Below are 11,580 nucleotides of genomic sequence, written 5' to 3' on the forward strand. Positions count from 1 at the left end.
TAAGGAATTTACGAAGAACTTTCCGGCATATTCCGGTTTGGCGATTTCCACATTTCCCTGCTGGGTCTTACGCCTGCCGTTCCCTGGTGCATTTCAATAGCAGGGCTGAAGAAGGTCCAGTCAAGGGTTGTATTTTCTTTGATCCTGTCCAGGTAATCTCTCGCTGCTGTAGCACCCGGTTTGATGTCGGCAGGGAAGTCCGGCCCGTCCACCAGCTGCTTTCCATCAATGAAAAGGCTTCCTGCCCCGCCTACCGTGATGAATCTTTTAATCCCGGATTCTTCCACGGCTTTCTCGATCTTTACGGAACCGTTCAGGAAATCATCATAGAGGTTCGGATTCGTCCATCCCGGGTTGAAGGTATTGATCACCGCATCATTTCCTTTCAGGGCTTCGGACAATTCCTCTGCGTTATTAACGTCAATACTCTTAGCGGTTACGTTGTCAAGCTGCGGAACTTTTGAGGTATTCCTTGCGAAAGCTTCCACCTGATATCCCCTGTCTGACAGTTCTTTAACAACATGTGTCCCCACAAATCCCGTGGCCCCGATTACGGCTACTTTTTTCATAATTTTCATTTATTTAATTGTTTATACTAATTGTAATATATTATGTTACATTTATATTCAAAAAAAATCAGCTGAACTGGCTGCAGAATTCTTTTAATGATTTATCACCCAGAAACTGTATAACCAGCTGGTCGGTTTCTGAAAATAAGGTATTAAGATGTTCATTGATGTCTTTTCCAACGGGACAGGCCGGATTGGGATTGCTGTTTTTCTTCCCAAGCACTTCCGCATTTTTCACGGCAGCATAAATTTCAGAAATGGTAATGGCTTCCGCAGTTCTCGACAGCCTGCTCCCTCCTTCTTTTCCCTGCCGGCTGATGACCAGGCCGGCTTCCCTCAATACGCTTAACTCCTTACGTACCATCACAGGATTAATATTGATGCTTCCTGCCATCCATTCGGAAGTAAGCCAGTCCTGCGGACTGCCTGCAAGCAAAGTCATAATATGTACTGCCGTGGCAAATCTTGTATTGTTCATCTTAATTACCCTGCAAAGATAATACAAATTATTAATGTAACAAAATTTATTACATTAAAATTATTTCGTCTCGATTGCTATGATTTTTTTCCCGGCCTCGCCTAGATAATGATCAATCAGCGGCCCATAGATTCTATACCCGTCATTTACATTGGTAAAAATCACCAGGCCCTTTCCGGTTGCGGGCAGCATCACCACGAGGGTATTGACACCTTTATCCGAACCGCCATGAGCAAGGGCAATTTCTCCGTTTCCCAGATCATAAATTTCAAAACCCAGCCCGAAATATTTATTTTTTTTAGTTTTAACCTGCGGAGTTTTCATCTCCTTACCTACCGCTTCTGAAAGCAGGGCATTAGTCATGACGGCAATCAAAAATTTGCTGTAATCCTCCACAGAAGTTACAAGGTCGTCTGCAGCGTTTGCTTTGGTATTTTTCACGGTTTCATAAGGCTTACCATTTTCATCATAGCCTGTAACCCATCTTTCCGCATATTTCTTTTCATTCCAGATATAGCCTGTGTCTTCCATTCCCAGGGGTTGAAATACCATTTCTTCCGCCAACACTTCCAGAGGTTTGCGGAATTTGTTTTCAACAGCTTTCCGAAGGTATTCGTAACCTTCGCCTGAATAGCCGTATTTTGATCCCGGATCAGATTCAAAGCTAAGCCGGTGATCCTTTTTCTGCCATCTCCAGTTGGGAAAACCAGTCTGATGGCTCAGGATGATTCTGGTTGTCAATTTTTTGTGTCTGGGATCTTTTGCCACATCGGGATCTATCCAATAAGCATCCAGCGGCTCGTCAAGATTCCATTTTCCGAGGCTTGCCATACGTAAGACCGTCATAGCGGTTACCGGTTTGGCTAAGGAGGCTACATTAAAGAGGCTGTTAAAAGGGGCTGTGGTTTTTCCATCAAGTGTTCCGTATACCTGTATCCGGGTTAATTTTCCTTTTTCGATGACCCCTAATCCTAATGTTGGGATTTTATGGTCTTTCAGTAATTGTTCAACCGGATCAGCAATATCTGAACGGCGGGTACCGGGATCTCCGTGGTAATAGCTCAGTACATCGCTCATGATCCAGGTCCCTTCTTTCTTTGTCCAGACCGTCGTGAATTTTGCCCTTCCGCCTAAAGCATCTTTTTTACCGGGTTCACGGATATAGAACTGATGTTCCCCCGATTGTATGGCCCCGTACAAAAACCCGTTATCATACAGCGGAAAGACTTCAAGACTGCCGGGAACGACTTTCCGGATTGGCTTTCTAAGAGGATCGGAACAGATATTTTCTTTCGTCCTCTTCAAAAATAATTTTTTATCCTGAAAGCCACCGTTATCGTGATAAAATTTCAGATTCTCATCCACTGCCTTTTTAAGATATGTGAAGTCACAGGTATTGAACGCTTTCTCGAAAAAAACACTGTCCTGCTTTTGCAGTTCTGAAAAAAGCGGGGAGTTTTCCGCAATCTGGGCACAGGTGGAGCCCATGGAAAATAATACTGTCAATACATACAGGAAGAATCTTTTAGCCATTGTTTTATTTTTGGCAAAGATTCGGAATTACTGCACTTTGACCTGTAAAAAAGACCCGACAAAAACCCGACAATAATACGACACACCTATAAGATACTGAAATTCAATCTATAGTAAAGGCTTCCTTTTTTATCGATTTCATAAGCATTCCTCAGAATTACAAAAATATTGGCCAGGACGAGCAGGACCATGGTAACCATGACAGAAGGAGATCCGAGCTTCAGAAGCGCGATGATCATAAAAATCACGGGAGAAATGATGGCTATGACAGCCTGAAGGGAAATGATCTGTTTCGTGATCTGCGATTTTTCCTTTGTAAAGAGCATAATGAGTACAGGCGGAATACAGTTAGCCACCGGAAGCCATGCAAGCAGAAGTGAAGAAAGATTGATGATCTTAACCAGGGTAAAGTTTACAGCCTCTCCTTTTTCCGGTATTATGGGTATTTCCTCAGCGCTGCTTTCCTGACGTACCGCATTTCCGGGATCCCGGAGATCTTTTTCAGCGATATCAAGGGCGGCAGCCAGTGTTTTCAGGGTATACCCTTTAGGCTGCATTCCGGCTTCCACCCGCTGGATGGTTCTTACGGAGAGACCCGTCTGTTGGGCCAGTTCTTCCTGGGTCAGGTTCCTGGCTTCCCTTATTTTTTTTAGTTCCGACATATACAACAGTAAACAAAGACAAAAGTACCGATTCCGGATTATAAAATCAATTTATCCAGATCCAGCAGCAGATAATTGATATTCTGGTTAATGGTACGCGTAGCCGACTGCATCTGGTTGAGCATGGCCGCCCGGTTGTGCAGGTCGCCGGACCGGTAATAGCCTCCGTCTCTGAAAATCACGGACCGGTCTGCCTCTTCCTTATCATCATCAAACTGATAATGCAGCCAACGTTCCTTCATGCTGGTAATGATGGAGTGCCTTTCTTTAGTAGCGAATTTTTTCTCGGTATACATATACCAGATAAAGGGCGGGAAATTCGGGGATTCCAGTTTTTCGTTCCAGATATCGCGAAGCAGGTTACGCTGATGGATAAATTCTACTTTCCTGCCTTTCGGATTGAGGGTAGCCAGCCCGAATCCGGCACCCAATGCTCCGCCGCCGATATCAATGGCACTGCTCCATCCTTCATCCTTTACGATTCCGCCGGCAATGGATGCTACTGCACCGGTAACAATGGAATACAGGATCAGCCTGTTGTTCCGCGAAGCATTAAGGTTGTCCACATAATTCCCGATCTGGGCTACCCGCTCGCCTTCACAGTCGAATTCTGCCGCCACGGCATCCAGCTCGGTCAGGGCAATGGTGATTTTGCTGTTGATTTTAGTCTTCAGCTGCAGCACTTTCACCTGAGACTCCAGGGAACTGTCTTTTTTCAGCTCCATGATTTCATGGACTTCATCCAGATTATCCAGGGCATTCAGGATCAGGATGCTCTGATCGGAGAAATTTCCTTTCAGATCGCGGTTGGCCGTAATAATGGAATCGGAATTGTACGAGGGCAGCCTGTTTGAATAATTGTACTGGAAGGGAGCTTTGCAATAGCTGTCCTTCAGGGTCAGGATATTCTGCCTTATGGCCTGGTTCTTTTTTGAAACACAGGAATTCATCAGGCATAACATCACGAAAAGATAACCGAGCTTTTTCATTTCCGTTTGTATAAAGTGCTGATCCGGGCCATTGTCCGCCGATAATCGTATCTGTTTCGTGACTCTTTTTTCAGTTTTTTCCGATACGGCTGATTCTCTGATCTCCGGACTGTCCGTACCAAGATAGTACAAATAAAAAAATTTACCCGGAAATCAGGTAAATTTTAAGGTATTTTTAAGATCGGCTACTTTATTTCACTTCCAGCAGCTCTACTTCAAAGATAAGGGTACTGTTTGGCCCGATCTCCTTGCTGATCTGCTGATCACCATATGCCAGGTGCGGCGGGATGATCAGTCTCCATTTGCTGCCCGCCGGCATCAGCTGAAGGGCTTCCGTCCATCCTTTGATGACTTTATTCAAAGGAAAGGATGCCGGCGTTCCCCTCTTCACCGAGCTGTCGAAGACTTTTCCGGTAATAGTGGTTCCGTGGTAATGGCATTTAACGGTAGATCTCGGACCCGGCTTTTCACCCTCACCTTCGGTAATGATTTCGTACTGGAGACCGCTTGACAGTTCAACCACACTTTCTCTTTTCCCATATGCTGCCATATACTCCTGGCCGTCCTTAAGGTTTTTCTCTGCCTGTTCCTTTTTACGCTTGAATAACATATCTGCTACGCCCATAATTGATTTTTTTTACAAAGATAAGATTTAAGACGGGATGGCGGACGCCGTATAACGGAAGTTTTTTATCCGTGGCTCATAAGAACCCCATTTAAAATCTTATTTTTAACATCACTGCATCCTCGTCATTAATTTACAGATTCCACAACCATAAAGTTCAGATATCTTTAATACTGTGTTAATACATTTCCCGAAACTTGGCGTTATAATTGGACTTAAAAACTAATGCCAAGCCCATTAAAATATAATTCTTCCTATAACAAGCTGACTGATGAAGAAAGAGCACTCCTTGATATCAACAAGAGCAGCATCGCAGATTTTGTTGAACAGTCTTCAGCCATCAGCGATGTGCCTTATGCCACCAGGAATGCTCATGCCAAAAGCTATATTGTAGCAAAAGGGGAGTTTATCCTCCGCCAGGATATTCCTGAGAAGATCCGGCCGTTTTTTGACCGTGAAAAATATGATCTTACCATCCGCCTTTCCCATGCGCATCCCAAAATACTGCGCGGGCAGAAAGAAATTCCGGCCTACGGCTTTGCCATTAAACTACAGGACGAAGGCGGAAAGCTGATCGTCAATTACCCGCTGGTCAATTTCCCATTGTTTCCCATTAACTCGGTAAGCACATTCCTGAAGCTCTTTACGTCCGTGAACCGGTTTTTTGTGAAGAAATGGAGTTCTTTTTCCCTGATCCTGCAGATCCTGAGAGTTATTCCGTCAACACTGACGGTCTCGTTCATTAAAAACAGCATCCAGCTCTGGGCTCGGCGGAACGACTTCTTCCTTTCCTTCGATTATCATTCGGTAGGGGTCTACCGGCTGGGAGACTATATGATGAAGATCAGGCTTTCCCCGAAATCCGTAGACCGGCATTTCGGAAAAAAATTAAAAACGAAAGAAGCCCTGCAACAATACCTGGCTGATTACGATTTTACCGCAGATATAATGATCCAGCTTTGCTATAACCTGGAAGACCAGCCCATCAATAAGCTGAATGTGGAATGGAAAAACTCGCCGTTCATAAAAATCGGGGAGCTGAAAATAAAGAAAAATGCCCTTCTTGATCCTGCAGCCTGTGAAAACGAGTTGTTGTCCTTTAATCCGTTTGAAAGCCATCCGTTTTTCCAGCCGGTCGGGAAACTGCAGAAGCTGCGGGATGAAGCGTATAAGGTTTCCATGCAGACAAGACTGAAGATCAACACCCTGCTGAAGTATAAGTGAAAGTGAATGGTGAATGGTGAATTTCGCTTCACGAGTCAATTTTGCTGCGCAGGTGAATTTTAAGATGCTTTTAAATTGCTAATATACGCCTGAATACCTAATATTAGGCGGACGCCGAACCTACGGGTTTTCAAAACCTGTTAGGTTTTTGCAATATCTGTCATTTCAGGCTGATTTAAATATTGACCATTGACGAGCGCAGCGGATTGATTATTGACAAAATGTTAAGGGTGAATTTCGTTTCACGAATTAATTTTGCTGCGCAGGTGAATTTTAAGAACTTTGTTAAAATTGACCATTGAGCCGCAGGAATTCTATTGACGAAACGTAAAGAGTGGATTTTGCACTGAAAGTCAATTTTTAGCGAAAGTTATACTTGACTATTGCCCTTCTATTCCAATAAAAAAGGCTTTACCTTAGTAAAGCCTTTCATGTATTTTGCAAAATCCGTTTATATTCCTTCTTTTTCCTCTTTTTTATCAGGGAAAATAAGGGAAAGGATAACCGAGATCACCAGGACGCCTGCCACGATTCCGAGGGAAACCGGAGAAGAAATATGGATCCATGGGGCAATCAGCATTTTTATTCCGATAAAGGTAAGGATCACAGCCAATCCATACGGCAGTTTACTGAACATATGGATAAAATTGGCCAGCAGGAAATACAGCGACCTCAGCCCGAGGATGGCAAAAATATTCGAGGTGTACAGGATGAACGGGTCATTGGAAATCGCAAAGATCGCCGGGATGGAATCTACGGCAAACAATACGTCGGTAAACTCGATAACGGCTACCACTACCAGGAGCGGGGTGGCCATCTTCACTCCGTTCTGCACCGTGAAGAATTGATCGCCTGCATAGTTATCGGAGACTTTCCAGAATCTTTTGATGAGCCTAGCGCCTGCGGTATTGCTGTAGTCTTCGTCCTCATCATCGTCACCGCCGCCCCAGGACTTGATCCCTGCATATACCAGGAAAAACCCGAATAGCGCCATGACTACATTGATTTTCACCGGATGTCCGAAAATACTCATTTCCGGAAGATAGGTCAGGTTGATCAGCCCGATTCCGGCGAAGATAAAGATGGCCCTGAAAATCAGTGCCCCGATAATTCCCCAGAAGAGCACCTTATGGTGCAGGTATTTAGGGACTTTAAAGAAGCCGAACACCAGGATAAATACAAAAAGGTTATCTACTGACAATGCTTTTTCTACCCAATAGGCTGCCTGGTACTGCGTGAATTTCTCTACCGCCAGCGCATGACTGCCGGGTCCCAGATCTGAATTGTATACCCAATAAACGACCCCTGAAAATACCATCGACAGCGAAATCCATACAATGGACCAGATGGTAGCTTCCTTGGAGGAAACTTCATGACTCTTTTTGTTGAAAACCCCTAAATCCAGGAGCAACATGATAACTACGGTTACCGCAAATCCCCAAACCAGACCGGGATGAAGATCTAAAATACTGGTATTTTGTCCCACTTTTATAATGTGTTGTTAAATGATAAAAGCAACAGCTGCACATCGTACAGGTATTGCCCATAATAGACTGCCGCTGCATACGGCAGATTGTAATGCCCGGCTGTAAATGGTCTTTGCCGGGCCTGTCGGCCATTCTCTTTTCTACAGATATCTCTGTTTTACCGTTTCGATGGTTTCCTGCAGTTTCCGGTCTTTGGTAGGATCTCCGACGGCATTGAACTTCCATTCCCCGTTCCTTTTGTAGAAGACGCCCATCACCATAGCCACATGTCCTTTGAAGGAAATATCATTGGCAATATCATATTTGGCAAAAACCTCTCTCACATTCGTAGGCGTACCTTCATAAATTCTGATGGAAGCGAACGGAATGGTTCCGAAATCCTGTCCCTTGTAGCTGTTAAGGACCATGGCAACATGTTCCACACTGGAATCAAGACCGCTGAAATCTACGGTAATCACCTCGTTATCCAGACCATCATTTCCGTTTACATCTCCCGTAAGGTCATCCCCGCTGTGTTTTACAGATCCGTTTTTAGATTTCAGGTTTCCGAAATAAATGACTTCGGTGGCATTTTTACTGGCATCGTACAGGATACAGCTGCCGTCGAGGTCCACCGCTTCCCTTGATACTCCCCCGAAGAATCCTTTCTTCTCGATTGCCCCCCAGTTGATTCCCACACAGGCCTGTGTAAGTGCCGTTCCGTTTTCTTTTGTCAGATTGATTCTCTGACCTTTCTGTAAGTTAATAGCCATCTTTTTATGTTTGGTTTATTGTTTTATTTTCTGAATTGCCATGCAACCCGTTTCTTATTGTTTTAAATTTAACTTCAGCATAGCGCGAAGGATATTGGTCTCTTCGTTGATATCGAACATTCTGCTGATGATATCCGTGTCTTCCAGATTCTTAATGTAATCTTTCAGTACCTCCGCCACCTGTTCCGGCAATGCTTTCTTCCTTTCGTTCATGGAATTTTCCAGCTGCTCATTTTTTGTTTTCAGCTGCCGGATCATGCTTCCCTGGTTCGATTCATTCGGCATCGTATTCAGTTTTTCCAGTTTTTCCGGATCTGCCAGGTAGATTTTCCGGGCTTCGATGTCAAAGATAAAATAATCTTCAGACTGGAAAACCTTGAACAGCTCATATTCATTTCCGTTTACTGCATATCCGCAGATAAACCGCACTTTGAAGTTCTGTATATTCAGCCTTCCCAGCAGTTTCCTCTCGATCCGGTAGTCCTGATGCTGATAAGCCGGAAAATCGCCGGTCTTCAGCATTTCTTCATTTACTTCCGACCAGTAGAATTCCACAGCATACTTCCTGTGGAAATACAGCACATTATCCCAGTTCAGGGTAAGGCGGTCTTCGGTAAGATCCCGGTACAGGCTTTTCAGCTGGTTGGAAAAAATACCGCTGTACATTTTACGGTCGGTTTCAAAACCGTCTATCCTTTTTTCCTCGAATCCGGCAATATACCGGTTGTTGACCTCCATCTCATTGAGGACCGCCAGCATATCATTTTCCTTCTGCCTTTTGATCTTTGTTAAAAGCTCGATAAGGCTGTCCGTGTACTGAAGGTGAAAGAGTTCAAGCCTGTTGTAATCAAGCCCCTTGTTTTCCTGAAAAAGATGATGGATACTGTCTGTTTTGATATAGATTGAGATGATATCCACATTTTCAAAAAAATTGGCGAGAAGCTTAAGTTTCGTTAACCTCCTTCTGCTTTGGGACATGATATGTACAGCCTCTTCATTCACCTTTTACATCCATTATCCTCTTACGTTTGCTTTCAGTTCGTGTTCCAGGGTCATCAGGTCCTGATCCAGTTTTCTTCTGCCTTCGGCTCCCTGTTTCTGGATCTGTTTCACCTCGTTCAGGGTATTGATCAGCTTGGCGGTTGTTTCGCGTAACGTTTCTACGGAAACTACCGTCTGCTCATTGGCTCTGGCCACATTGATGGAGTTCTGGCCCAGGCGCTCGGCATTTTTCCTCAGAATTTCTTCCGTAGTGGCGGAAACTTTCTGCTGGATCTCGATGCTCTGCTGCTGTCTGTACATGGCGACGGCAAGAGACAGCTGGTTTTTCCAGAGCGGCAGCGTGGTGGTAAGGATGGTCTGTGCTTTTTCCGCAATGGAAACGTTATTGTTCTGCACCAGCCTGATCTGCGGAAGCGACTGCATCATAATGAGTCGCACCACTTTAAGATCAGCCAGCCTGCGGTCCAGTCTTGCAATGAAATCCCTTTTGTCCGCAATTTCATAATCCTGGTAATTCTGAGGTGCTGCTTCCATGGCGGCCAGTTCGGCGGCGGCTTTTTCCATTCTCAGGTTTCCGGCAATCACCAGTTCCTCAATCTGCTTGATGGCGTTTACATTGCTTTCGAAAATCGTCTGCAGCACCGCATTGTCTTTTGTGGACGTAATGATTCCTGCGTTTACCTTATAGGCAATCTGATCGATATTGTTGATGATCTTGTCATATTTGGTAAATAAATTCTCGATCTGCGTCATAACGGTCTTCATGAACGGCAGTTTGCTGAGGAAGCTTTTGAATTTATTCTGATTCAGCTCTTCCACATCCACGTAATTCAGCTCGATGAGAAGGTTATTGATCAGCTCCCCCACTTCGCCGGAATTGGATCTTCTCACATTCCCCAGGAAGCTGTCACTCTGGTTGGAGAGGGTCCGCTGCAGGTCTGCCCCGAAGTTCACAATCGATCCCGGATTGGTTTCATCTATGGAGTCTGCCAATGCCTGGTATTTCTGGCGCTCTTCCGTCTGCATCTGGGTAAGGTTCACATTTCCTTCCCGGTCCACCAGCGGTGCAGGAGGTGATGAAGGTGCAGCCATAGCCGGCGGCGGTGCCATCGGTGTGGGTTCGAATGTTTTTAATGGTTCAATGGATCCCAGCGGATCTATAGGTTGGTTGTCCTGATTATTCATGATAAATTATTGATACATTGCTACAAATTTCTCCAGTCCTTCTCTCTGGCCGCTGCCTACGGCTTCGAATTTCCATTCCCCGTTCCTGTTATAGATTCTTCCGAACTCTACTGCGGTTTCAATGGAAAAATCTTCGTCCAGCTCGTATTTCAGGATCTCTTCATTGGTATCGGTGTTGAAGATCCTGATGAATGAGTTCCTTACCTGCCCGAAGTTCTGCCTCCTGGCATCTGCATCATGGATGGTGACCACTACGGTAATTTCCTTTACCGAAGCATCAATTTTGGTAAGGTCAATCCTGATCTGCTCATCATCCCCTGCTCCGTCTCCGGTAAGGTTATCCCCGGAATGGATCACCGCCTGATCCGGCGATTCGAGGTTATTGTAAAAAATAAAGTGGTTGTCTGATACCAGTTTTTTATTTTCGCCTAGTAAAAACAGGGAAGCATCCAGGTCAAAAGCGGTGCCGGTGGAAGTATTGTTGGTATCCCACCCCAGGCCTACCGTGAATTTCGGGGCATTTATATTTTCTCTCTGTCCTTTCTGTAAGTTAATAGCCATAATATAATTCGGTTTGTGTTAATGTGTTAATGTTATTTTCATATTCAGTGATCAGATGGTAGTTGTTGCTGATTGCCAGTTCGAGCAGCAGATCCTTCTGTTCCTTTTTTATTACAGACGTAAGATAGTCAAATTTACCTGATTCCAGGCTTAAAATATACTTTACGATCCTTGTATTGAACTGAAATCCCGGCTTTGCCATCACTTCCGCAATATGTTCTGCATTTTTCACTGCATAGTAATTGAAGAAGTTTTCAATTTTCGGGTCAACCTCAGGGTTCATCAGCTCAGCATAATAGATAAAGACAAAGTCTCCCTGTACCCCATACTGCTCGAGGATCTTATTCACCGTGTACTCGTGGCTGCCCGTAATTTTGATATCATCCATAAAAATACAAAGTTTTCCCCTTAAAAAATCCTTATCCAGATAATAAGTATCGTTGGCGATAAGATTTTTCCGATCCTCGAAGCTGAGGTTCCCGTAGTCGGTGGTATAGGTATGGTTCCGGTTGA

Annotated in this window: 13 protein-coding genes; 1 reads left to right on the forward strand and 12 read right to left on the reverse strand. The window is 44.5% G+C overall.

Annotated features, from left to right (window positions below):
• Positions 1 to 8: 8 nt before the first annotated feature.
• The 6 genes from QZ735_RS06460 to QZ735_RS06485 form a co-directional block, all read right to left on the reverse strand.
• Entirely contained in the window at positions 9 to 569 is a 561-nt protein-coding gene (locus QZ735_RS06460) for an NAD(P)-dependent oxidoreductase (RefSeq protein WP_294245809.1), read from the reverse strand.
• Positions 570 to 636: 67 nt separating this feature from the next.
• Positions 637 to 1,047: an Rrf2 family transcriptional regulator gene (locus tag QZ735_RS06465; protein ID WP_294245812.1), complete on the reverse strand. Its 411-nt coding sequence runs from the start codon at positions 1,045 to 1,047 to the stop codon at positions 637 to 639.
• 60 nt (positions 1,048 to 1,107) lie between these two features.
• Positions 1,108 to 2,580: a class A beta-lactamase-related serine hydrolase gene (locus QZ735_RS06470; RefSeq protein ID WP_294245814.1), complete on the reverse strand. Its 1,473-nt coding sequence runs from the start codon at positions 2,578 to 2,580 to the stop codon at positions 1,108 to 1,110.
• 86 nt (positions 2,581 to 2,666) lie between these two features.
• The gene (locus QZ735_RS06475) at positions 2,667 to 3,242 is read right to left on the reverse strand and encodes a helix-turn-helix transcriptional regulator (protein ID WP_294245816.1); all 576 of its coding nucleotides are present in this window, start codon (positions 3,240 to 3,242) and stop codon (positions 2,667 to 2,669) included.
• 38 nt (positions 3,243 to 3,280) lie between these two features.
• Entirely contained in the window at positions 3,281 to 4,231 is a 951-nt protein-coding gene (locus QZ735_RS06480; RefSeq protein ID WP_294245818.1) for a hypothetical protein, read from the reverse strand.
• Between the two features lie 190 nt (positions 4,232 to 4,421).
• The gene (locus QZ735_RS06485) at positions 4,422 to 4,856 is read right to left on the reverse strand and encodes an FKBP-type peptidyl-prolyl cis-trans isomerase (RefSeq protein WP_294245821.1); all 435 of its coding nucleotides are present in this window, start codon (positions 4,854 to 4,856) and stop codon (positions 4,422 to 4,424) included.
• A 225-nt stretch (positions 4,857 to 5,081) separates the two neighbouring features.
• On the opposite strand from QZ735_RS06485, the gene QZ735_RS06490 reads away from it, so the two are divergent.
• Positions 5,082 to 6,080 carry a catalase gene (locus QZ735_RS06490; protein WP_294245824.1) on the forward strand — a complete coding sequence of 333 codons (999 nt, stop codon included), beginning with the start codon at positions 5,082 to 5,084 and terminating at the stop codon, positions 6,078 to 6,080.
• A 451-nt stretch (positions 6,081 to 6,531) separates the two neighbouring features.
• Here the strand turns inward: QZ735_RS06490 and QZ735_RS06495 are convergent, their stop codons facing one another.
• The 6 genes from QZ735_RS06495 to QZ735_RS06520 all read right to left on the reverse strand — a co-directional run.
• Positions 6,532 to 7,566 carry a TerC/Alx family metal homeostasis membrane protein gene (locus QZ735_RS06495; RefSeq protein WP_294245827.1) on the reverse strand — a complete coding sequence of 345 codons (1,035 nt, stop codon included), beginning with the start codon at positions 7,564 to 7,566 and terminating at the stop codon, positions 6,532 to 6,534.
• Between the two features lie 141 nt (positions 7,567 to 7,707).
• On the reverse strand, positions 7,708 to 8,319 hold the full coding sequence (locus QZ735_RS06500) for a TerD family protein (RefSeq protein ID WP_294245829.1): 612 nt from the start codon (positions 8,317 to 8,319) through the stop codon (positions 7,708 to 7,710).
• A 54-nt stretch (positions 8,320 to 8,373) separates the two neighbouring features.
• Entirely contained in the window at positions 8,374 to 9,321 is a 948-nt protein-coding gene (locus tag QZ735_RS06505) for a hypothetical protein (protein WP_294245832.1), read from the reverse strand.
• 12 nt (positions 9,322 to 9,333) lie between these two features.
• Positions 9,334 to 10,506 (reverse strand): toxic anion resistance protein, encoded by a 1,173-nt coding sequence (locus tag QZ735_RS06510; RefSeq protein WP_294245834.1) that lies wholly within the window; start codon positions 10,504 to 10,506, stop codon positions 9,334 to 9,336.
• A 6-nt stretch (positions 10,507 to 10,512) separates the two neighbouring features.
• Positions 10,513 to 11,067 (reverse strand): TerD family protein, encoded by a 555-nt coding sequence (locus QZ735_RS06515; RefSeq protein ID WP_294245838.1) that lies wholly within the window; start codon positions 11,065 to 11,067, stop codon positions 10,513 to 10,515.
• The coding region (locus QZ735_RS06520; protein WP_294245841.1) for a phosphoribosyltransferase family protein at positions 11,057 to 11,580 on the reverse strand (524 nt) is incomplete at its 5' end. The genes QZ735_RS06515 and QZ735_RS06520, both read right to left, overlap by 11 nt.

Origin of the sequence: uncultured Chryseobacterium sp. (assembly GCF_913776365.1) — a bacterium.
GTDB lineage: Bacteria > Bacteroidota > Bacteroidia > Flavobacteriales > Weeksellaceae > Chryseobacterium.

Coding starts and splice junctions, on each gene's coding strand:
- QZ735_RS06460 (WP_294245809.1), bottom strand. CDS start 569: ATGAAAAAAGTAGCCGTAATCGGGGCCACGGGATTTGTGGGGACACAT.
- QZ735_RS06465 (WP_294245812.1), bottom strand. CDS start 1,047: ATGAACAATACAAGATTTGCCACGGCAGTACATATTATGACTTTGCTT.
- QZ735_RS06470 (WP_294245814.1), bottom strand. CDS start 2,580: ATGGCTAAAAGATTCTTCCTGTATGTATTGACAGTATTATTTTCCATG.
- QZ735_RS06475 (WP_294245816.1), bottom strand. CDS start 3,242: ATGTCGGAACTAAAAAAAATAAGGGAAGCCAGGAACCTGACCCAGGAA.
- QZ735_RS06480 (WP_294245818.1), bottom strand. CDS start 4,231: ATGAAAAAGCTCGGTTATCTTTTCGTGATGTTATGCCTGATGAATTCC.
- QZ735_RS06485 (WP_294245821.1), bottom strand. CDS start 4,856: ATGGGCGTAGCAGATATGTTATTCAAGCGTAAAAAGGAACAGGCAGAG.
- QZ735_RS06490 (WP_294245824.1), top strand. CDS start 5,082: ATGCCAAGCCCATTAAAATATAATTCTTCCTATAACAAGCTGACTGAT.
- QZ735_RS06500 (WP_294245829.1), bottom strand. CDS start 8,319: ATGGCTATTAACTTACAGAAAGGTCAGAGAATCAATCTGACAAAAGAA.
- QZ735_RS06510 (WP_294245834.1), bottom strand. CDS start 10,506: ATGAATAATCAGGACAACCAACCTATAGATCCGCTGGGATCCATTGAA.
- QZ735_RS06515 (WP_294245838.1), bottom strand. CDS start 11,067: ATGGCTATTAACTTACAGAAAGGACAGAGAGAAAATATAAATGCCCCG.